This is a genomic window from Gracilibacillus dipsosauri, from assembly GCF_003176895.1.
Lineage (GTDB): Bacteria > Bacillota > Bacilli > Bacillales > Amphibacillaceae > Gracilibacillus > Gracilibacillus dipsosauri.
Window position 1 is genome coordinate 110,841 of record NZ_QGTD01000004.1, and the last position, 21,410, is coordinate 132,250.

Sequence of the window (21,410 nt, forward strand, 5' to 3'; positions counted from 1 at the left end):
TATCGACGGAAGGGTTAATTTATGCTATTCACCAAAAATCCGAAGTCGATAGCAATTTTTTGCCGTTTCTCCGAGCTGGTCGACAAGATTATAATTGGCATATGCGCCTACGACCGCCCCAATACCTGGAATCATCTGAAATAATTTTACTAAATCAATATAATCACGATATTCCTGTTGGAAAACGCGCCAATCCACATCGACTAGCTTCTCCTTTTCTTCCTCCCAATGTTTGATAAAATAATATACCTCTCTTTTACGATCATCGTTTGCAAAGGCAAGTTGAAAAATGTGTAGCAAAAATAATCGCTCTTCATAATTTTTGGTATCATATCCATAGATAGAGGCTAATTCAAACAAAAGCTTCATTTTAATCGATAGCAGTAAGGGGAAATCAGCAAGTCCTAGAAGGATACCTCCTGCACCAGTACCCGCTCCTTCAATTGCTGCTGTTTTTCGATAAGAAGTGATTTTTTCTTCGACTAATTTTTCCTTTTCTTCCAATGAGTATAAGCTGCTAGGCTTTTTTGAAGTGGTAAAGTCAGATCCAACAAGGGTTGCCTTCACCATATGTTTGATAGCTTCTGTTATGACGGTGTGGGCTTTCTCTGGTATATAACTATTTATCTTGTTCTGAGCCTTTTTAGAAAGCCTCTGGACCATACTTTTGTTTCTAAGTAATTTTAGCTCCCATTCCATCATTTCTTGATATACTTTTTCTTCATAGTCATTCATGAATCAATCGCTCCATTCTTTGTTTACTTCTTATACGAAGGAAATTGAAAAAGGTTTCCTAATTATGCATGGATCCTAAGGAGGTGGAAAAAATAGCAATACACAATTATTTGAGGTGAAAACAGATGGAGGATTTACTGAAAGACCTATTACTCGTTGGATGGAGAGTCCTAACCATTTTGCCTTTATTACTCGTGATCACACTATTCATGGGTAAACGAGCAGTAGGGGAATTACCCGTTTTCGATTTCTTAGTTATTATAACCTTAGCATCGGTAGTTGGAGCAGATATCGCCGACCCCAATATTAACCATCTACCAACTATTTTTGCAATTATCGTAATCGCCCTATTGCAAAAAACGGTTGCCCATCTAAAAATAGCAAGTCAAAAGGTAGATCAGGCAGTAACATTTGAAGCAACGATTGTCATCCAGGATGGAATATTTTTAAATCAAAACTTAAAGAAAATAGGGTACACGGTTTCTAACATATTGGAAATGCTACGAAATAATGAAATATTCGACATAAGAGAAGTGGAGACAGCCATAATTGAAGCAAACGGTGAATTGAGTGTCTTAAAGGCAAAGTCTTCCCCATTACCTATTTCCTTTCCTGTTGTATTGGAAGGAAAAATCATGGAGGATGTTCTTCCTGCACTACATGTGGATAAGGAATGGTTAATAAAGAAATTGCATGAGTCTAATATTGAACAGCTAGAGGATGTATTCTTTGCTTCGATTAACCGCCAGAAGGATTTACATATTTCAAAATTCAATCAAGACCCCTTATTTGTACCACCAATTAAATAAGGGGGTCCCTTCACCCCATTGATGGAGAATGAAGGGATCTAATATCCTCTACTGTAATTTACAAGGTTGGTCGTCGGCTTACCTGTTTGGAGATAGGCCTTGAAATTAGGCAGAAAAATATCCCTGATCACACGTTCCGTATAATATTCTGTTGAACCTGCTGTATGTGGTGTAATAATCACATTTTCCATTTCCCAAAGTGGACTATCGACAGCTAATGGTTCTTCGACAAAAACATCCAGGCCTGCTCCTGCTATTTCGTTTTTTTCTAATGCTTGTATTAAATCAGCTTCTTTTATAATCGGCCCTCGACCAATATTAACAAGGAATGCGTTCTCTTTCATTAGTTTGAATTCCTTAGTGGTAAACATATCCTTCGTTTGTTCTGTTAAGGGAAGGGTGATCACCACATAGTCACACTGTGGTAATAATTTATCCAACTCCTTTGGTTTATACATTTGATCAACATATTCTGCTGACCTTCCAGAATAACGCATTCCTAGTACCTTCATTCCGAATGCCTTCGCTATTCTTGCCGTCTCTAATCCAATCGCACCAATACCAAGAATTCCTATTGTTTTTTCATGAATCTCTTTTCTTAAATTCGCATGCTCCCATTTCTTCAGCTGCTGTTGACGGACATAGGTATCTATTCTTCGAGTAAAGCCTAATAACATGGCAAAAATCGTCTCAGAAATAGGATAGGCATGGACACCATTCGCACTCGTTAGATGGATTCCCTTTGCTTTTAATTGTTCTAACGGAAGACGGTTGACACCTGCACTCCATGTTTGCACCCACCTTAACCTATTACTCTCTGATAAAATATCTCTTACTCCTTTTTTCCAATTCAACATAATCTCTGCTTGTAATAACTCTTCTGCTGACAAATCAGCACCAGCTATGACATTCCAATCTTGGGCATGATTCTGTATCCATTCTAGCTCCTTCTCCTTCAAATCGAGGTTTACTGCAATCGTTCGAATCGTCATAGATCCTCCTATTTTTAGTTAGTCATTTGAATATTCTTCCCACCTTATATTATAGATGATTATTAAAATAGATTCATTTTTCATGATGAAAAATCAAGGGGATAGAAGTATAAAAAGAGGGTATAGATAATAGACTTTAATTTTTTTGAAGGAGCAAGCAGCGATGAAGAAACGTCATAAATGGCATCAAAAAAGATCACTTTGGGTCCTCTTTGTGTTATCGATTATCTATATTAGTACTATTTTCTACCATCAACAGAAGCCTCTACCTAAGGGAATCAACTACAAAGGCAATATTCACCATTTGACCGATAGTGAGATAGAATTTTTATATGATTTAACCTATCAAAAGAATGGAAAGGAAATACACGAACAAGAAATATTTGAAGAAGTTTATCAAACGATCGAAAATGCGGAGGAATTTTTAATCCTTGATTTTTTCATGATGAATGAAACGTCGGCTATAGGAAGAGACTTCCCTCCTATTAGTCGCACCATTCGGCAAAAAATAATGAAACAGAAGGAAAAATACCCTGATCTAGAAATTATCTTTATTACAGATCCAATTAATACAACCTACGGATCTCATAAGGCTCAGCATATAGAGCCATTAAGTCAAATAGGTGCAGAAGTCATCTATACGGATTTAAATAGATTAAGAGATCCCAACCCGCTTTATTCTGGTTTTTGGCGAATGTTTGTCAAGTGGTTTGGTCAAGAAGGTACTGGCTGGATCACCAATCCATTTGGTAATAAGTCTCCAAATGTTACCGCACGTTCTTACTTAAAGCTATTAAATATTAAAGCAAACCATCGTAAAGTCGTTATTTCGGAGGACAATGGATTGATATTATCAGGTAATCCTCATGATGCGAGTGGCTTTCACTCTAATGTTGGCTTTAAAGTAAAGGGTGCTATCCTAAAAGACCTCATTGAATCTGAACAAGCTGTTGCCGCATTCTCTGGAGGGGATACCTCCTTATTTCCAACCGAAAAGGAATTAGACCCATTGCTTGAAACAACTACCTCATCAAAAAAAGATGCTATTCAAGCACAAATTGTTACAGAGAAACAAACAGAGAAAAGGGTGATTCAAGTGATAAAGGACACAACAGCCGAAGATGAAATTTGGATTGGCATGTTTTATTTAGCAGACCGAACGATTATTGACTCACTAAAAGACGCTGCTGACCGTGGAGCATCGATTAGAATCATTCTTGATCCGAATCAAAATGCTTTTGGCAATGAAAAGGTAGGATTACCTAATATCCCTGTTGCTAGTGAATTACAGAATGATCATTCAGAAAATATTACGATTAGGTGGTATAACATCAACAAAGAGCAGTATCATTCTAAGATTTTTTATGTTCATGGTCAGGCCACGAGTGAGATAGTAATCGGCTCTAGCAATTTCACTGCGAGAAATCTCAATAATTATAATTTAGAGAGTAACCTCTCGATCTCTTCGGCTAATCACCAGAAAGTAGTACAGGAGGTCGATCAATACTTTCGCATAATTTGGAATAATGAGGATGCTGTCTATACTTTAGCGTATAAGGAATATGCCGATTCGATAAACATCGTACGAAAAATAGGCTATACCTTGCAAAAATTTACGATGTTTACTACTTATTAGAGCTAATTTCCTAAGCTACTTTTTCTCAGATTCACATATTTTTCCCCCCTCTACGAATAGACTAAATTATCGAAAAAGAATGGAGGGAGAGAATGTCCAATCATTTTCATAAAGAATGGAATCAACCTTCTCTAAAGGTTTTTGGTACGGGCATGTTACAAGTACGACCAGATGTAGCCGAATTGGAATTAGGAGTGGTAACAGAGGCAGCAGATGCGTTAACTGCACAGGAAGAGAATGCTATTATCATGAATCGGCTCTATCAGGCACTGCTGTCTATTCCTATTACTCAAGAAAATATCCAAACAATCGAGTATTCAATTTATCCCCAATACGATTATCAGAATGGCAATCCTATCCTTAAAGGTTATCAGGTAACCAATAGGCTATCGATAAGAGTGACAGATTTAGCTCAAACCGGACTAATAATCGACACAGCCGTTCAAAATGGAGCAAATCAAATTTCTAATATCGTATTTACATTAAGTGATCATCATCGCTACTATCAACAAGCACTTCAGCTAGCTATACAAAACGCTTATCAAAAAGCACAAACCATAACGCAAACGATTCGTGTACACCTCTTTCCTGTTCCCTTCCACATTACCGAGCTCATGCCTAGTAGACCACAGCCCTTCCAAGCCTATAGCTTGAAAGCAAGCAATGCTACTACCCCAATCGAGCCTGGACAAATAGAAATAGAAGCAAATATAGAAATGAAATTCACCTACTATTGCTAGCATTCCGCTCGTCTCTTTGACGAGCTTTTTACATTTATATTGCAATTACCGAGGAAATGTTTAAAATCTTTCCATCGCGGTAATGAAATAAACAGGAAGAACAAACCGATCAAAGGAGGTAATGAACATGAATGTAATGCGTGCAAAAGAGATCAAGGATGATCCGGTGATGAAAGATGTCCTTCATAATGGACAATATGTCTATATTATTGATGTAGATGACGATACCCAAAATGTTTTAGTAAGATATACGAAACAATCGGATGAAGTATTTGAAGTAGACGTGACAGAGCTATACGAAGAAGAATAGGAGGTAAAACAATGAATCCAAGAGACATGCAAAACGGATCTACACCGAGACAGAAGCAAGAGAGACAGCCAGGAATCGAATCACAAATGAATCCATTGCCACATAAGCCATTGGACTATAAAGGTGTCGGTAGATTGAAGGGCAAAACGGCTCTTATTACTGGTGGAGACAGTGGAATTGGTCGTGCAGTTGCGATTGTTTATGCAAAGGAAGGAGCCAATCTTGCCATCTCTTATTTTGATGAAGATAATGATGCCGAAGAGACCAAAAAGTTAGTCGAAAGAGAGGGTGTGAAGTGCTTACTCTTGCCTGGGGATATTAAAGATCCCGAACACTGTGTACATCTTGTCGAGAAGACGGTAGACGAATTTGGACAACTAAATATTCTTGTGAATAATGCCGCCATTCAATATATCAAAGAAGATGTATTAGACATTTCGAATGAACAAATGGAAGAGGTATTCCGTACAAATTTCTTCTCACAGTTCTATTTAACGAAAGCTGCAGTAAAACATATGAGAGCTGGTGATTCCATCATTAGTACTTCGTCAATAAATGCCTATAAAGGGAATGGAATACTCATGGATTATTCCGCAACAAAAGGAGCCATCACAGCATTTACCCGTAGTATTGCTCAGAGCTTAGCCAAAAAAGGGATCCGAGCAAATTCCGTTGCACCAGGACCTGTATGGACACCACTTATCCCTGCATCGTTTGATGAAGATGCGGTAGAGGAATTTGGTCAGGATGGTTTAATGGGACGACCTGGTCAACCATCAGAGCATGCATGGCCGTATGTGATGCTAGCTTCCGACGAGTCCTCTTATATGACAGGACAGGCTATTCATATTAATGGCGGATCATGGACTTCCTCTTAAGCGAAAGAAGGAAGCCAGAATGGAATTTTCATTTTAGCTTTTTCGTTATTATTACAACAATGTTACATTTTATAAACAAATCCAATTTTTAGGATTAACAAGTGATAAACGGGGTATTTATTAACTAGCAATACCTGTTATACAACAAGTCGTTGTCTCATTTGTTTTAAAATTCAAAAGGAGGAATTAACAATGAGATGTAACAGTTGTAATGGTGAAGGGTTAGTCCGCTGCCGCAAATGCTCAGGAGAAGGTATTGATTATGGCATTCACAAATGTGAGAATTGTGGAGGCGAAGGGGAGCTTGCTTGCTCTACATGTGAAGGCACTGGGAAAGTACGATTATTGGATAAGATTAAATCAAAAGTCTAAACATTGTTTTCCAAAGGAACACATTCGCTTCTCTCGCGAATGTGTTCCTTTGTCTTTAGATGTCCGCATTTTGATGGAACACCAAAACTATTCCTTATTATCTGTTAGTTCTTTACGATTCGTTGCTTTTGGTGGCTGTTCCATCCAACCATGGTCAATCATAATATTGGCACCAGACTGCACATATTTCCCTATATCCACCATAAACCGACCGTGCATCACACCTAGGTCACGCCTTCCATTGAGTGATGCAGCATTAGCGTAGGATCGAATCTTCATGGAGAACATGTCTATTTTATGCCAAAGCATTAGCTTATCGGAAAAAGGAGCAAAATTAGAAGTCGTTACTAAGTCATCTAGTAAAGGTTGGGTTGGCAAATGTTCCTTATTCAGCATTTGTGAACATGCCTCAATATGGTTAGCCGTTATTTCCTTTCCTTTTAACATAAATTTTTTCACTTTTTCATTTTTTGCTACTTGGCTGAAACCAATTAATAAAGCCTTACTAGCTGTGTTATTTTCATTATCATCATACAGATGGGCAATTTCTAGTGCATGAAGGGATCGAATATCTCCAAAAAACCCATTTAAATAATTTTGCTTGCTGATAAAGTCCACCTTTTCTGGTATTGGGATTTGAGGCGGCGGTGTATAGAAGCCTTTCTTCATTAATGTATCATTTACCTCATTGATCAATTTTTCTGTTTCATGAAACGTTTCAATAAACAAGTTTCTCGTATCTTTTCTCGTCATAATGGGGATAGCAATAGCATAAATACTCATACCAGCCTTACTTGTATACTTCAAGTAATGGAGATAAAACTCATCCGCAAATAACCGAGGTGCGCCTAAGTTCACATCTTCACTAGTAAAACCAATTGGTACAGGGAATTTTTCTTGCATGAATATATCTCTAATATTATTTACCAGCTTTTCGCTTAGCTTTAATGCTTTTGCCACAACCTTTTTAATATCTCGATCTTCGACATGCTGAAGATAGTAACTAAGCACACATGTCGCCATCGTATTCCCTGTATAAGCCACCCAAAGCTTCCCCATTTCTGCTGAAGTTAATCTATTCGTATTATGATGATTATTGCTCATTACACTACCCCCCAAATGAAATACGTCAAGGAATAGCTTTTCCCATTAGCAGAAAAAATATGAGAAATAATCACAAAAAAAACCAGAGGCTTTAAACCCCCTGGCTTCCTCATTTATTACAAAACCTTTCGATTCCAAAACCTATGTGATGCTATTGCATCGATAAATTGATTCGCAAATTCCTGTGGCTCATCTTCAATGATCACACCAGGACTATGCTTCATTTCATCTACCTCTAAAAGCTTTTGGCCTTCTTGTGTTGCCCCAATTGGTTTAAAGTGCGAGAATGCCTCATAAACAAATAAGACAGCCTTCTTATAAAAGCTTTTATCCTCCTCACTTCCAGTCACTGCATAGACTGCGTCAAACAGGACAGAGTCTGCTGTTAAAAAGGTTTGATCTACTGCTAATTCCACGCCATCTGAACCTTTGACTGTACCTAAAGTATTACTTAGAATTTCAGCATGAATCCCCTCTCGCTTTAATGTGTTAACAACCGTTTGAAGCTCTGCACCATTAAAGCCTTTTCCGACTATTACAGCAACTTTCCGTGTTTCTGGTCTTTTTGCTGTATTCTCCTGGCTTAGTGCTGGGGAGGACTTTGTCACGGTGATCTCTTTTTCCTTAGGTGGTTCTACCCCTATTGCCTTCGCAAATCCATGTGTGAGCTCAGTACTTACATGGGAAAACATCTCCACAACCTGCTCCCTTACAGAGGTATTCTCTACCTTCCCAAGCTCAAAACTGAAGGCATTGATCATATGCTCCTTCTCCGCCTTGCTCATACTATTCCAGAATAGGGTAGCTTGAGAAAAATGATCTTTAAAACTTCCACTTCTTGCCCTGATCTTATGACCATCGACTTTCTCATCATAATGCTTATAGCCACCTTCTTCTTCTGTCGATGTTTCTGGCGTGTTCTGTGCCAGTGAATTGTTATGATAGCTTACTGGTCCACGATTAATCGTCTGTCTGCCATAACCATCCCGCTGATTATTATGAAATGGGCATACCGGACGATTTATCGGAAGCTCATGGAAATTCGGTCCTCCTAAACGGATCAGCTGTGTATCTGTATAAGAAAATAATCGACCTTGTAACAATGGATCGTTGGTAAAGTCAATCCCAGGGACGACATGTCCAGGATGAAAGGCGACCTGTTCTGTTTCTGCAAAGACATTATCCACATTGCGATTCAATGTCATTTTCCCAATCAGTTGAACAGGAACATCCTCCTCTGGCCAGAGCTTGGTTGGATCTAAAATATCGAAATCAAATTTAAATTCATCTTCCTCTGGAATCATCTGTACCCCTAATTCATATTCAGGATAATCTCCTGCTTCAATCGCTTCCCATAAATCTCTTCGATGAAAGTCCGGATCCTTACCATTGAGCTTTTGGGCCTCGTCCCATACAACCGAATGCGTACCTAGAATGGGCTTCCAATGGAATTTAACAAAATGGGACTTTCCTTCTTCATTCACAAAACGAAAGGTATGAACTCCGAAGCCTTCCATCATTCGAAAGCTTCTAGGAATAGCTCGATCAGACATTGCCCACATCACCATATGCGCCGATTCCTGATTATTAGCAACGAAATCCCAAAATGTATCATGGGCCGTGGCAGCTTGTGGCATTTCATTATGTGGCTCAGGCTTTAACGCATGCACTAAGTCTGGAAATTTGATTGCATCCTGAATAAAAAATACTGGTATATTATTACCGACTAAATCGTAATTGCCTTCCTCAGTATAAAATTTTGTTGCAAAACCTCTTGCGTCTCTAGCTAATTCACCAGAACCTTTACTACCCGCAACGGTAGAAAAACGTACAAAAACTGGTGTTGTCTTATCTGGATCTTGGAGGAAACCTGCTTTCGTATATTCCTTCATTGAATGATATACTTGAAATTCACCATGAGCAGCATAACCACGAGCATGTACGATTCTTTCAGGAATTCTTTCATGGTCAAAGTGTGTCATTTTTTCGCGGAAATGAAAATCCTCCATGATCGTTGGACCACGTTCCCCTGCTTTTAAGGAAAACTCATCTTCAGAAACCTTCAACCCTTGATTTGTTGTCATTTTCTTATGACGGTCATCGGTTGTAAACTGTTCTAATTGTTCCTTCTTATTGTCTGCCCCATTCACATTTCGTTCATTACTCATGTTGTTTCTTCCTCCTCCTTAAAATATTGCCATAAATCCTATTCCCTGACGATAGCAGAAGCAAACATGACCAATATAATTTTGATGGAGATAGGAGCATATACAAGCAATTATCCAATGTAATAAACTACATTAAGAACAGAAAGGAAGTGATTCCTTTGTTTTCCGAAAGAAAAAGTAAGCCTCGTCTATGTATACCAAAAGGGTACAATTGGTGTGGGCCCGGCTGTAGTGGTCCTGGTGCACCTATTAATGAGGTAGATGCAGCTTGTAAGCGGCATGATGAATGCTATCAGCGAAATCCCAATCGATGTGCTTGTGACAAAGCTTTTCTACATCAAATTCGTTCCATGGTGAACCATCGTACAGAAAAGGGGAGACACGCCCACCTACTTTATCGCTATATGCAGCTACAAACCTTTTTCCGTTGTGGAATGGGCAAGGATAGGCAGAGTTAATCTGTAAACATAAAAGGCTGTCCTCTGAAGGACAGCCTGCTTCTTAATGAGAACTTTCTACCTCATCTACATGTTGGACATGGCTTCGATTCATCCATATAAATAGGACCGATAAAAATACAAAGCCTGCACCTACATAAAAAGGAACACTTGAATTGTAGATCTCTGCTAATTTCCCAGCCGTAAATGGAGCAATCGCGCCACCTAGAAACCGCAAGAAGCTATACGCGGCCGATGCAGTTGGACGTTCTACAGGACTGGCATTCATGACCGCTGTTGTAATCAATGTATTGTTATTTCCTAGTAGACCGCCTGCAAGTATCACTGCCACAATAAGTAGTGACTGGGTAGAGTTCCAGATACCCATCGATAAAAGCACCATAGCGAATAAAATTAACATCATACACATAGACCTTATCGTGCCAAACCATTTTTGTAGTTTAGGTGCCATAAATACGGAGGTAATCGCTAGTAATAGCCCCCAACCTAAAAATACATAACCTAAGCCATGCTCATCTAAATGTAAAACAAATGGAGCATAAGCCAGTAATGTAAAAAAGCCAAAATTATATAATGCGGCCGTCATGCCAAGTACAAAGAGTGAGCGGTGCTTCAATGCACGAAAGGGATCCAATAGAGAGACTTTTTTTCGTGCTAAAGATTGTCGAGGTTTTGTGCTTGGCATCAGCAGACTCAACGCTAAAAAGGCGATAATCATTAAGGACGCTACACCTAAAAATGGGCCACGCCAAGAAATCGCCCCTAATGCTCCGCCAATCAGTGGCCCGACGGAAATCCCAAGACCAATCGCGGCTTCGTATAAAATAATTGCTTTCGCATTCCCACTTGGAGAAAGTGTGACGATAGCACTTAATGCCGTTGCGACAAAGAGCGCATTTCCTAAGCCCCATCCCCCTCGTAGTAGAACTAGTTCCCAAATTCCATTAGATAAGCCACCCAAGGCAGAAAATAAAGCAATAATAATAATCCCGGCAAGCAAGCTACCTTTCATCCCGATTCGCGAAGTAATCGTACCTGTAACGAGCATAGCAATCGCCATAATCGCATTATAGCTCGTAAATAATAAGGTTACCTCACTTGGTGATGCGTGGAGTTGACTCGCAATGGCTGGTAAAATGGGGTCAACAAGTCCTAAGCCCATGAAAGCAATAATACAAGCGAAAAAAACAGCCCACACTGCTTTAGGCTGAGTAAGAATACTAGGTTTTGTTTCCAAGGAAGACTCTGTTGCGGTATGAATGGACATCTAAAAACTCCTCATCTAAACTTTCCATTTTAGTTGCGCATTACAACCAATATTATTGTATAATACAACTAAATATCATTTTTTGTCAAGTTTGATATAATAGAAATAAGCTCCTAATAAATGAAAGGAGGCATCGGTCTGTGAGTCAACCATCACTTGAATTAATTGAAAAGGAAATTACCGATTTTATTCGAAGGATCGTTATTTCTGAGAAAAGAAATGATCAGCTTGAGCGCTCTGCTTATATTATCTTACGAATCTTATCATCCAATGGACCATCAGGGGTGAAGAGCTTGGCAGAAGCCTTGCAATTAGATATCTCTACCATTAGTAGACAAGCAGCAGCACTTGAATCGAAAAGCTATGTTCAACGAATACCTAATCCACAGGATAAAAGAGCCTATTTTTATCAAATCACCACATTAGGAGAAGAGGAGCTTGATAAAAATAAACAAAGACGTTTTGAAAGATTAGGTAAGATATTAGAGGATTGGTCGGAAGAAGAACAACTAGCATTTGGGAAGCTTCTTCAAAAATATAATCAACATGTGGTGGAACGTTTGAAACCATAATCTAAAGGAGATGCCTCCTTTAAGGAACCATCTCCTTTTGGTCATGATTTTGTTTTAGAAGAAGTGCTTGACCTAGCCTCTGATATTTTACCTAGAAAAAAACCATCAATTTCCTGTAATTTTCCTCGCCAAAGAATTTTACCGCTTGACGGGGTTGGTTTACTATCTCCACAATAGACCTTGGCATTTTTCAAATGGATAAATTGAGCCATCTCACTCCCACCATCATCTACTGCTTCACTTGCTTGCGAGAGCTGTTCACTAATTTTTTTAGAAATATCATTTCCATCCTCAAAGGCATCACTTAAACCCTCAAAATATCCTTTTGCAGATACTGTCGTTCCAGATACGATAGATCCATTCACATTTAAGGTAATGTCTAAAGAAAAGCGATGCTTATTCGTAGCCTCAACCAAAAAGGCTAGAATACTATCTATTTCTTTTGCACTCATTTCTTTCACTCCCCTGACTCGGATTTAGTATCATCATTATTGGTAACGGAAGTATTCGCCTTTTTATTGCTTGTGGATTTTCTTTTTGTGGAGGTTGTTTTTTTGGTTGTTTTATTATTTTTATTCGCTTGCTCCTTTGTGTTGGTCTCGTCCTCTTCTGTCACTGTGAGATTATTTATTTTTTCTTCCAGTCCCTTTAATCGTTCTTGAAGTCTTTTATTCTCTTCCTTTAGTTCGATAAAGCTATCCTCATTCACTAATTCTGTTTCTTCTTCTTGATTCTCATGGCTATTTGTAAAAACATTGGCGTCCTTCACCTTTTGGATTGTTTCTTTGGATTTCTGCATCCCTGCTTCCTTTAAATCGACTACCTTTCCTTTTGTTGCTTTTCCTATTTGTCTGCCTTTGTCCTTCCATTCTGTATCCTTTATCCGTGTTAACAGCTTCTTGCCATTCTCTGGTGTCGCAAGATAGCCTATCGTCGCTCCCACTACACCACCTGTGATCGTACGTTTAATTGGTAGCTTTTTTGTCGATAGTTTAGTCATTCATTTTCCCTCCTTGATGGTTGTTAAGACTTACTTTATCTTTTCCTCGAGCTGATCTAATCTCTCTTGAAGCCTTTTATTTTCTTCCCTCAATACTTTACTGGAATCATTCGCTTGTGAAGTGAGATAAGAATCTGTCTCCCACCAATCCATTCCTATTTCCTTGGCTTTATCTACTGAGGCAACAATTAACCGAATCTTGATCGTTAATAGCTCTACATCTGCAATTCCAACAGATATATCCCCAGCAATAACGACACCTTTATCTAAGATTTTGTCTAATACATCGACGATCGTGTTCGATTGTACTGGGTTCTCTACTGGCATAGATTAGCACCTCCTTATCATATCAATCTTCCTAATGGCCCAAGATCAATATTTAAATCCTCTGCATCTAATCCGAAAATATCTTTTAATTCTTTCATTTTTTCCTCTAGATTCATGAGCGCAACACCTAGATTTTCGATCTGTTCCTCTGTTAAGTGACCACCCTCAACTCTTCTAATGGCATGTCGCTCAACTATTTGCCTAAGCAATTCAATGACCGTCATCACAAGCTGTGCAAGACCTTCTTCTGCATTGTCTGGGTCTAAATTAATACGGCCATTTGCTTGATTACTCGGTTGCATCGGTTAGTTCCCTCCTTTGCTTATCCAATTGCTGTGAGGAAACGACTGCGCCATTTCCCTCATAGGACTGTACAAGCTTCTCTACGGACGAAATCAAGACACGTAAATCTAGATAAACAAGATCGACGCCTGCGATCGAAATGATTAAATCCCCTTTAATCGCTATCCCCTTGTCTAAGATCACATCCAAAATATCAATTAGGGCAATCTCCTTGTTCTCTATGGATTCTTTTCTTGGCATGTTGGCATCCCTCTCTTAAAAGCTTGCAAAGTGGTAGGCTGGCCATGGACCAGTTATCTCCAGAGTGAAGCCTTTTGTTTCTAATTCCTTTTCGGCTTGCTCTAACTCTTCTAAGCATGGCTCCACTTGATCCTTTTTTAATAAAAAAACACTATTCCAAGCCATATTTTCCTTTCGCCCTGTCATTTCTTTGCTCCAATTCTTTTTAATGACGGCATCCTCGGCGTATTGATTTAACTGCTCATGAGCCACCTCACATATCCGATCCTTTTCCAAATCTAGTTCGTCCATGATTAGTTGGTCGATTTTTTTCCTTTCAAAAAACTGCCTTCCTGGCGGCAATTGATTTATTTCTTCCTTTTTTGCCGCAATCGTGGGATTATCCTGGCTTACTATCTTCTTTAAGCTCTCCTCATTACAGTAGATTTTTAGATTCCATTCTTCCTTTTCCTTCAATTGGGTGAGGATTTCTCTCATATCGTCTAATTTCTCTTCTACTTTCTGACGCAAGCTCTCCTCATTTTGGTAAATCGTACAAAATTTTAATGGAATTAACGTGTACTCCTCGTATAGCTTCATCAAAGTTTGGTGATGATAATAGGCCTTTTGTTGAAGCCATTCCATATCATTTTCTATTTTTTCTTGGATGACTTCTTCAGAATATTCCTCACTATGGAGGCGACATACTACTGCCTTAATCCCATCAATAGTGACCGTATAAATGTTGTTCTGCCTATCAAAACCTTCCATGTTAGCTAATGGTTTGCTCTCAACTTCCTCCTCTGGAATAAAAGCATATAAATAAATGAATGGTTCCATCGTATTTCTCCTTAATCTCTTCTCTTTGTCATCTCTTCCCATTGCTCTAACTCTCTTTGTTTCGCATTCTCATATTTTGTTAGCAAGTCAGCCTCTCTTACCTTAAATTCTACTTCTGGAAGATCTCCTTGCTCATATATGGCTTGTAAATGAATGAGTTTTTGTTGAATGGTTGGAAGGTCATATAATTCTTGATCTACCTCTTCCTGTACCTTTTCACCGATTGTTTTGACAAGACGCATAGGGGCTGTTACTAATTTGTGTAGCATGATCTCAACTTTCCTCAACTGCTAGGTGAATTTGGACAAAATTATAAGCAGGCCACGGACCACTGTACTTAAATTCAACTTTATCCTGCCATTTTTCATGGGCTTCATTCACTAACTGATCGAAGGTCTCTTCCTTATCCCGATCTACTAAGAAGGAAGCATTTAATAGCATCCTATCACCGATCGGGTCATTGAGCTTCGCTGCCTCTGCCTTTGTTTTTAATGGGGCATAAATGTCGGCTTCTATGTCTCGAATAAGAGAGGAGACGACTTCTTGGGTTGCTCCACCTAATTGAATTCGTTCATAATAGCTCGCTTCCGCCGACTTCCCATTTACTTGTCTGGTAAGTCGCTTTACTTTTTGACTTTCATTCATTTGAGATTTTATCCAGTCTTTTTTCCCAATTACCTTTAAGCCAAGCTCCATTTTTCCTTTAATTTCTGGAAATAATCGTGCAAATTGTGGATAAAGGTTTTCTAGTAGTACCTCCACATCCTCTGTTGAATGAAATACATTTCCAAAGCTAATCGGAATGACTACATCCTTGCTCTGCATCACTTTAGATACTAGTTGTTGATGCATGAAAAGATTCTCCTTATTTGGAGGGTAGATTTTCATAGGTACCTTTGCCGCCACCATGGCAGCATCCTGATAATGTATCGTAAACGTGTCATATTCCTTTCCATCAAACGAGACAGGGCCAAATTCCTCTTTTTCGTTTGTTTGTATCCCACAAAAGATATAGATTCCAGCATTATCTTGGTTTGACATTTACATAACTCCCTTCTAGCTTTCTACGCCAATAGCACTTCTGTACCGTATATCCAGTCTTTTAAATGACGTAATTTCCTTGTCCTTGTCTACTAAAACCTCATATGTCCCGAGCATTTCATCCTTCGCATATTTTTTCATATATTCCTTTTCCTCGACTGCTTCGATTGTTACCCTCCATCCACCCTCTTCTAGCTTTTCTACAGATGTAATTTTATGAGGCGGTGCAACATGCTCTTGAAAAAAATCTGTGACATTATTCATAATTTCTTTTATCTTCATGGTTACCTCCATTTTGAGAACAGGGGGTGGCTAGTAGCCACCCTTTGATTAAATACCAAACGCTGTATTGCTGCGCTCATTACGTTGGGATGGTAGTCCATTCTCTTCTACTTCATCTCTTAATAACCCAACGGCTTCCGCATAGCGCAACCATGTATCCACACTTGCAATAACGACACGTGCTTCTACTGTTAGAATTTCAATACCTACTACTGATACTCTTGCATAGGCATCAATCACGATCCCTTTATCTAGAATTCTGTCAATTACCTCTGCCAAGCTTGAACTATCAGTTGTTTTTTGAACAGCCATGATTATTCTCCTTTACTTGTCGTATTTTAAGAATCTAGTAGTCTTTACTAATTAATATCCATTAAGGATTTTACCTTTGTCGAGCTCTTTATATCACTTGCTCCCTTTAGATTGCTTGCGTTCTTTACATTACTGATTCCCTTGACCTCGCGGTAGCTCTTTAGCTTCGATTCGTCCTCGGAAATACTTTCTTGAAAGCTTTCTCCGGCTTCCTTCACCATACTCAGCTTATCTCTCACAGATAATAAAATATCCTGGACTTTATCCTTTGCGTCTGCTGCCTTGTCATGAGCCTTTGTCGCGTTTTGTTCAACGGTTTCTGCTAGCTTTTCCGATGCCTTTTCCGCTTTATCCTGCGTCTTTTCTTGAATTTTTTCCTCTGCTTTTTCTTTGAGCTTCTCTTTCGCTTTCTCCTTTAAAGCATCAGGGGCTTTCTCAACTGCTTGTTTCGTTATTTTTTTTGCCGTCTTCTTTACTGGATTCTCCATAAGATCCTCCTTTATAAACGGCGTATTATTGGTTGTCTGCTAAAAGCTGATCTATTTTTTCCTCTATTTGTTCTAGTCTTTCATTCATTTGCTCGTTTTCTTGTTTTAATTGTTGATAGGATGGATCCTCTGGCTTTCCTGCAAAGCGATTTTTTCCTAAATAGGCAGGTGCTGCTTGCTTTAGTGCCAGCATAGCCTGTTGGGTAAGGATTCCCTGTACATTCCTTCCGACCTCTTGTGCTAGCCTTTGTGTTGCTTCTGAATCTTGTATCTTTTTGCAGATGGTTTGAGCTGTTTCAGGGTTAGATAACAAACCAAGGGATGCCCCAACAAGTCCACCAATAAAAATGTATCCTAGTGAGTTTTGGTTACTATTTTCTTGCTTTTGTGCTATCATAACAATCTCCTTTTTGAATGGCTTTCATTCTCCGATTTTTCACTGGCTCCATCTTGAAGTAATCCCATAACTACTCTTGCTTCTACGTTTAAGATCACAATTCTCACTAATGAAACTCTTGCATAGGCATCAATCACAATTCTTTATTCAGTAATCTGTCGATCACCTCCGCTAAGCTTGAGCTATCAGTTGTTTTTGGATACTCATGGGGGACCTCCTTCACATTTGTTGTAGGAACAAACGCGAGATCTATAAATTATCAGCTTACCTATCCATACCACGATAATAAGCTGTCTAAAACAGGAATTCCTTTCCTTCGCCATTTAAATGGAAATATCTTCTTCAAATATTACTACTAGAGGAATGAGGAAAGGGTTGGCTTCAAGCAATTTTTTAGTTAGGCGGAAGGATATTTTACTCATTTATTACAAATTGTTTACGTTTTCTCCCTTGACATAACTATTAGGAAGTGATAATTTTATAGGAACAAATGTTCTGTAAAGGAGAATTTAAATGTATTTATCTATTGAGGACTTTAGGAAAGAATGGGAAAGGGAAGCAATGCTCACACAAGAGGTTTTGGAGGGCCTAACAGAGGAATCCTTGTATCAACAAGTTTATCCGGAGGGTCGCAGCATTGGCAGAATTGCTTGGCATTTAACGACAAGCATACCGGAATATTTATCAGATTTCGGTCTTGTAATCGATTCAGTTGAAGATGTAGATACTGTGCCAGCATCAGCAAGAAAAATCGCAGAAGTTTTTAAGGAGACAAGTACTCGTGTATCGATTGAGTTAAAGGAGCAGTGGACAGATGATTCGCTATCACAGGTACAAGATGCGTTTGGTAGAGAGGAATCCAATGCCACGATTTTAATGGGATTAATTAAACACATTGTCCACCATCGAGGACAAATCACGGTATTAATGCGCCAAGCTGGTTTAAAGCCATTCGGGGTTTATGGCCCACCAAAAGAGGATTGGGGTAAATTGGGTGTGGAGAATCCACCGCTTTAATCTCTATTGAAAAACTCCCCTCCGATTTACATTATCGGTGGGGAGCTGTTTTGTTTATGCCTTGATTTTGTTTTTCCTTTGGTTATAGAAATAACTAGTAAAGCCTAGCAATAGTAAGAGAAAACCAATGACCATTAGATTATATTGATTCGTTGCTGTGTTCGGTAAGGCTTTCTCTCGTTCTTCGCTAGTATGAACGAAGCCTTCTTGGTCACGGTTCATTTCCTTTTCCTCTATTTCAGATTCCCTTTCGCTATCTGTGATCTTTTCTTGATCTTCTGGAACGGGTTCGGTGGAAGCTTCCTCTAATGCACGAATTGCATTTTCAAGCTCTGCTAATGCCTGTTTTAATTCTTTATCTGTGGTGATCGTTGCGATAGATACTTCTGCTTGTTTGATTGCTTTTTGTAATGCTTGGAACGATGCTACAGTCACATCTCGTTTCTTCACTTTTTTGGCTTTTTCAATCAATTCATTTAATGCTGTTGTGTCAATGGTTTGTTGATAATCGGCTATCTTCTGTAATTGAAAGTCGTCTATTGTCCCCCATGCCCCAGGTTCTGCGGTGATACTAGCACCAATCGTTAAGCTTCCGTCTGTTACGAGAATTTCTTCCATTATCGGAGTTTTCCAGTTCACCCAGCCATCTACTGCTGTATTTACTCGATAATTCCTTTCACTGGTAGAGGCAAAAAGAAACATCTCTGCATCTTCAGCATCTCCACCTTGAAGCGACATCGATAGACGATAATATCCTGGTTCTAGCCCAGTAACTGTTTGTTCTATTTTGAAATCGATGTTTGAATCTGACCAGAAATCTAACGAATAATTACCTGTTTTGGAATTAGACTTATTTTCCTTTATCGATGCATGTGGTGGTAATCCATTAGCAAAGGTGAGATTCCACATACTTGTATCCGCATCTTCAAAGCTAGGATTCTGGACATAATTTTTCGATTGAATCGTTAGATAGGCTTGTACGGTTAGACCACCATCAATCGTTCCCGTAATGGTGTAGCTACCTTCACCGCCAGCCTTAGCTTTTTCTAAGGCTTCTTGATCCCAACTCACCTCTATTGCTTCTTCACTGCCATCATTATAGAGGACGGTAACTGTGCTGGGTAAGGTAATTTCTTCTCCAAGATGATAGCTAAGGGAAATATCATCAATTTGATCTATTTGCCTTTCACTAATAGCACCAGTATCTAAGTATTTAAAAACATTTAAGGAAGGTAAAGGTTTTCCGTAGAAATCAAATAATGCTTGATTATCTACAGCACTACCACCATACCACTCCCCTGCATCTTCTGGGTCGTATTCAGCTGCATAGCTTGTCGCCCATCCTGATCCGTATTTTTCCCACAATGCTTGATTGGACTCTATGTCTATATGATCTGGATCACCAACTGGAAGCCAGGCTGGTTCCCAATAAAAGACACCAATCCCTGCTTCCCCTACGTTCACCACTGCTTCGAATACGTCTCTTAATGCATTGGCTTGTCCTTGAACACTAATAGGGTAATTTAAGGTTTGGCCACTGTCCTTTGGCGCTGTGTTTCCATGACCATCGCCATCTTCTTCTGTATAAGTATAAGAGGTTTCAGCAACCATTACCTGTTTATCATAAGTATCTGCCACATGTTTAAGCACATTGGTTAAATTTTCTAAGCTGCCGTGCCAGAATGGATAATAGGAGCTTGCAAAAACATCATAATCCACTTCATTTTCTGCTAATGTCTGGGCAATGTTGGCATAGCGGCCAGTTGTTTCTGGGTTGGTGAAATGTAAAGCGATTAAAATATTGGGATCTATTTCCCTAATTGCTCGACTGCCTTCATTAAAAAGTGCAGACATATGTGTCCAATCATCTTCACCTGCAATGCCTCCATTTGTTTCATTTCCTACTTGCACCATTCCTATATCAATGCCTTGATTTAATATTGCTTGTAGACTATCCTTCGTATATTGATAGAGAGCTTGCTTCTTGTCTTCAAGGCTTAGTCCCTGCCATGCTTTTGGTGCTTGTTGTTTCGCAGGATCTGCCCAAAAGTCGGAATAGTGGAAGTCAACTAAAAGCTTCATTCCATTTGCAGTCGCCCTTTTTCCAATTTCTATGGCCTTGTCTAAATCATTATTTCCACCACCATAACCATTTCCCTCTGCATCATATGGATTATTCCACACTCTAACGCGAACATAATTGACGCCAGATTCGGCTAATGTTGTAAAGATATCCTGCTTTTGGCCTTTCTCATTATAAAACGTAACACCACTTTGCTCTAAGGAAAGGATACTAGAAACATCCACCCCTTTAATAAAATCCTTAGCTATACCTTCTACACGTTCCACAAAAATATCAGCTGGAACAGGTTGTGGGGTTTGTTCATCTATGCTGACTAATTGGAAATTGTCTAGGTTCCCCCATGCGTTCGGCTTTCCCGAAATAGTAGCCCCAACCTTCAAGTCTTTTGTATCCTCTGTCACTTCAAATGTAAGACTATTCGTTTCCCAATTGCCCCAACCAGTTGTTGCTACTGGATCAGCCTTATTGGAGCCAGCAAAAAGCGCAACCTCACCAGCTTCGTTTTTTGAGCCACCCATCGAACGAACGGATAATTGGTAGCTACCGGCTGGTAAGGAAGAAACTACTTGGCTAATGGTGAAGGATTCTTCTTCTGTTGCCGTATCCTTTACCCAGTAATTAACAGCATGTCCTTCGACAGAGTCTTCGCCAGTTGCATTGATTGTTATATTGTCCCAGTTGACTTCACTCACCTGCCAGGATGCATCCTGATAGAAATCTGTTTCAAATCCCCCATTGGTTAATAAATTATTCTCTATTACTGCTGCTACCTCTATATGTTGTAAATGAGATGATCCAAACAAGAGAGTAAGTACAAGAATAATTGCAAAAACTTGCTTCACTTTCTTCATTCCGATATTCCCCCTTCTTCTTTATCTATTTATTATAAAGCGGTTTCATTTTGTTTGATATATCAAATTATTCGTCATTACTTTCAGAAATTGAATGCTTTGGGATCGAAAGGGGAGGGAATTTCTTACAGGCTAAATACACCTTCGGGCTTATCATTAAAGTGCTGGAACTGAGTTTTTTGGATTTTGTTTGGTAACATGTTGAGTTC

Annotated in this window: 27 protein-coding genes and 1 pseudogene; 9 read left to right on the forward strand and 19 right to left on the reverse strand. The window is 39.1% G+C overall.

Features of this window, described 5'->3' with window-relative positions; translation table 11 throughout:
• Nucleotides 1–24: 24 nt before the first annotated feature.
• Nucleotides 25–735: an EcsC family protein gene (locus DLJ74_RS02230; protein WP_109983179.1), complete on the reverse strand. Its 711-nt coding sequence runs from the start codon at nt 733–735 to the stop codon at nt 25–27.
• A 125-nt stretch (nt 736–860) separates the two neighbouring features.
• Between DLJ74_RS02230 and DLJ74_RS02235 the strand changes: the two genes are divergently transcribed.
• Nucleotides 861–1,544, forward strand: a complete 684-nt coding sequence (locus DLJ74_RS02235; RefSeq protein ID WP_109983180.1) for a DUF421 domain-containing protein — start codon at nt 861–863, stop codon at nt 1,542–1,544.
• 38 nt (nt 1,545–1,582) lie between these two features.
• On the opposite strand, the gene DLJ74_RS02240 is transcribed toward DLJ74_RS02235, so the two are convergent.
• Nucleotides 1,583–2,536 carry a D-2-hydroxyacid dehydrogenase gene (locus tag DLJ74_RS02240; RefSeq protein ID WP_054860113.1) on the reverse strand — a complete coding sequence of 318 codons (954 nt, stop codon included), beginning with the start codon at nt 2,534–2,536 and terminating at the stop codon, nt 1,583–1,585.
• A 163-nt stretch (nt 2,537–2,699) separates the two neighbouring features.
• Between DLJ74_RS02240 and DLJ74_RS02245 the strand changes: the two genes are divergently transcribed.
• From DLJ74_RS02245 to DLJ74_RS02265, 5 genes are all read left to right on the forward strand, one after another.
• Nucleotides 2,700–4,172, forward strand: coding sequence for a phospholipase D family protein (locus tag DLJ74_RS02245; RefSeq protein WP_146202420.1), 1,473 nt, complete (start codon nt 2,700–2,702; stop codon nt 4,170–4,172).
• A gap of 92 nt (nt 4,173–4,264) precedes the next feature.
• On the forward strand, nt 4,265–4,912 hold the full coding sequence (locus DLJ74_RS02250) for an SIMPL domain-containing protein (RefSeq protein WP_109983182.1): 648 nt from the start codon (nt 4,265–4,267) through the stop codon (nt 4,910–4,912).
• A 127-nt stretch (nt 4,913–5,039) separates the two neighbouring features.
• Nucleotides 5,040–5,222: a small, acid-soluble spore protein, H family gene (locus DLJ74_RS02255; RefSeq protein ID WP_054788108.1), complete on the forward strand. Its 183-nt coding sequence runs from the start codon at nt 5,040–5,042 to the stop codon at nt 5,220–5,222.
• An 11-nt stretch (nt 5,223–5,233) separates the two neighbouring features.
• Nucleotides 5,234–6,100 carry an SDR family oxidoreductase gene (locus DLJ74_RS02260; RefSeq protein ID WP_109983183.1) on the forward strand — a complete coding sequence of 289 codons (867 nt, stop codon included), beginning with the start codon at nt 5,234–5,236 and terminating at the stop codon, nt 6,098–6,100.
• 192 nt (nt 6,101–6,292) lie between these two features.
• Entirely contained in the window at nt 6,293–6,472 is a 180-nt protein-coding gene (locus DLJ74_RS02265; RefSeq protein WP_109983184.1) for a hypothetical protein, read from the forward strand.
• Between the two features lie 87 nt (nt 6,473–6,559).
• Here DLJ74_RS02265 and DLJ74_RS02270 read toward each other — a convergent pair whose 3' ends face one another.
• Together DLJ74_RS02270 and DLJ74_RS02275 are read right to left on the reverse strand one after the other, a co-directional pair.
• On the reverse strand, nt 6,560–7,576 hold the full coding sequence (locus DLJ74_RS02270) for a DUF3231 family protein (protein ID WP_109983185.1): 1,017 nt from the start codon (nt 7,574–7,576) through the stop codon (nt 6,560–6,562).
• A 116-nt stretch (nt 7,577–7,692) separates the two neighbouring features.
• On the reverse strand, nt 7,693–9,744 hold the full coding sequence (locus DLJ74_RS02275) for a catalase (protein WP_109983186.1): 2,052 nt from the start codon (nt 9,742–9,744) through the stop codon (nt 7,693–7,695).
• 158 nt (nt 9,745–9,902) lie between these two features.
• Between DLJ74_RS02275 and DLJ74_RS02280 the strand changes: the two genes are divergently transcribed.
• The gene (locus tag DLJ74_RS02280; RefSeq protein ID WP_054788109.1) at nt 9,903–10,202 is read left to right on the forward strand and encodes a phospholipase; all 300 of its coding nucleotides are present in this window, start codon (nt 9,903–9,905) and stop codon (nt 10,200–10,202) included.
• A 43-nt stretch (nt 10,203–10,245) separates the two neighbouring features.
• Here DLJ74_RS02280 and DLJ74_RS02285 read toward each other — a convergent pair whose 3' ends face one another.
• Nucleotides 10,246–11,469 (reverse strand): MFS transporter, encoded by a 1,224-nt coding sequence (locus DLJ74_RS02285; protein ID WP_109983187.1) that lies wholly within the window; start codon nt 11,467–11,469, stop codon nt 10,246–10,248.
• 140 nt (nt 11,470–11,609) lie between these two features.
• On the opposite strand from DLJ74_RS02285, the gene DLJ74_RS02290 reads away from it, so the two are divergent.
• Nucleotides 11,610–12,041 (forward strand): MarR family winged helix-turn-helix transcriptional regulator, encoded by a 432-nt coding sequence (locus tag DLJ74_RS02290; protein WP_109983188.1) that lies wholly within the window; start codon nt 11,610–11,612, stop codon nt 12,039–12,041.
• A gap of 41 nt (nt 12,042–12,082) precedes the next feature.
• Here DLJ74_RS02290 and gvpU read toward each other — a convergent pair whose 3' ends face one another.
• The 13 genes and pseudogenes from gvpU to gvpJ form a co-directional block, all read right to left on the reverse strand.
• Nucleotides 12,083–12,493 (reverse strand): gas vesicle accessory protein GvpU, encoded by a 411-nt coding sequence (gene gvpU, locus DLJ74_RS02295; protein WP_109983189.1) that lies wholly within the window; start codon nt 12,491–12,493, stop codon nt 12,083–12,085.
• Nucleotides 12,494–12,498: 5 nt separating this feature from the next.
• Complete coding sequence (gvpT, locus tag DLJ74_RS02300; protein WP_109983190.1) at nt 12,499–13,041, reverse strand: YtxH domain-containing protein; 543 nt, start codon at nt 13,039–13,041, stop codon at nt 12,499–12,501.
• A 30-nt stretch (nt 13,042–13,071) separates the two neighbouring features.
• The gene (locus tag DLJ74_RS02305; RefSeq protein ID WP_054788111.1) at nt 13,072–13,368 is read right to left on the reverse strand and encodes a gas vesicle protein; all 297 of its coding nucleotides are present in this window, start codon (nt 13,366–13,368) and stop codon (nt 13,072–13,074) included.
• Nucleotides 13,369–13,385: 17 nt separating this feature from the next.
• Complete coding sequence (locus DLJ74_RS02310) at nt 13,386–13,670, reverse strand: gas vesicle protein K (RefSeq protein ID WP_109983191.1); 285 nt, start codon at nt 13,668–13,670, stop codon at nt 13,386–13,388.
• Entirely contained in the window at nt 13,657–13,911 is a 255-nt protein-coding gene (locus DLJ74_RS02315; RefSeq protein ID WP_054788112.1) for a gas vesicle protein, read from the reverse strand. The genes DLJ74_RS02310 and DLJ74_RS02315 overlap by 14 nt, the downstream gene beginning before the upstream one ends.
• Nucleotides 13,912–13,926: 15 nt before the next feature.
• The gene (locus DLJ74_RS02320; RefSeq protein ID WP_109983192.1) at nt 13,927–14,730 is read right to left on the reverse strand and encodes a GvpL/GvpF family gas vesicle protein; all 804 of its coding nucleotides are present in this window, start codon (nt 14,728–14,730) and stop codon (nt 13,927–13,929) included.
• An 11-nt stretch (nt 14,731–14,741) separates the two neighbouring features.
• Entirely contained in the window at nt 14,742–14,999 is a 258-nt protein-coding gene (locus DLJ74_RS02325) for a gas vesicle protein GvpG (protein WP_054788113.1), read from the reverse strand.
• A 4-nt stretch (nt 15,000–15,003) separates the two neighbouring features.
• Nucleotides 15,004–15,771: a GvpL/GvpF family gas vesicle protein gene (locus DLJ74_RS02330; protein ID WP_109983193.1), complete on the reverse strand. Its 768-nt coding sequence runs from the start codon at nt 15,769–15,771 to the stop codon at nt 15,004–15,006.
• Between the two features lie 15 nt (nt 15,772–15,786).
• Entirely contained in the window at nt 15,787–16,053 is a 267-nt protein-coding gene (gene gvpO, locus DLJ74_RS02335) for a gas vesicle protein GvpO (protein WP_109983194.1), read from the reverse strand.
• 48 nt (nt 16,054–16,101) lie between these two features.
• Entirely contained in the window at nt 16,102–16,365 is a 264-nt protein-coding gene (gvpA, locus tag DLJ74_RS02340; RefSeq protein ID WP_054860102.1) for a gas vesicle structural protein GvpA, read from the reverse strand.
• Between the two features lie 47 nt (nt 16,366–16,412).
• On the reverse strand, nt 16,413–16,853 hold the full coding sequence (gene gvpQ / locus DLJ74_RS02345) for a gas vesicle protein GvpQ (RefSeq protein WP_109983195.1): 441 nt from the start codon (nt 16,851–16,853) through the stop codon (nt 16,413–16,415).
• A 25-nt stretch (nt 16,854–16,878) separates the two neighbouring features.
• On the reverse strand, nt 16,879–17,250 hold the full coding sequence (locus tag DLJ74_RS02350) for a coiled-coil domain-containing protein (protein WP_109983196.1): 372 nt from the start codon (nt 17,248–17,250) through the stop codon (nt 16,879–16,881).
• Nucleotides 17,247–17,473 (reverse strand): annotated as a pseudogene (gvpJ, locus tag DLJ74_RS20340) (gas vesicle protein GvpJ). Before gvpJ ends, DLJ74_RS02350 begins: the two are co-directional and overlap by 4 nt.
• A 290-nt stretch (nt 17,474–17,763) precedes the next feature.
• Between gvpJ and DLJ74_RS02355 the strand changes: the two are divergent.
• Nucleotides 17,764–18,267, forward strand: coding sequence for a DinB family protein (locus DLJ74_RS02355; protein ID WP_109983197.1), 504 nt, complete (start codon nt 17,764–17,766; stop codon nt 18,265–18,267).
• A 54-nt stretch (nt 18,268–18,321) separates the two neighbouring features.
• On the opposite strand, the gene DLJ74_RS02360 is transcribed toward DLJ74_RS02355, so the two are convergent.
• The gene (locus tag DLJ74_RS02360) at nt 18,322–21,201 is read right to left on the reverse strand and encodes a glycosyl hydrolase 53 family protein (RefSeq protein WP_109983460.1); all 2,880 of its coding nucleotides are present in this window, start codon (nt 21,199–21,201) and stop codon (nt 18,322–18,324) included.
• Nucleotides 21,202–21,410 lie beyond the last annotated feature (209 nt).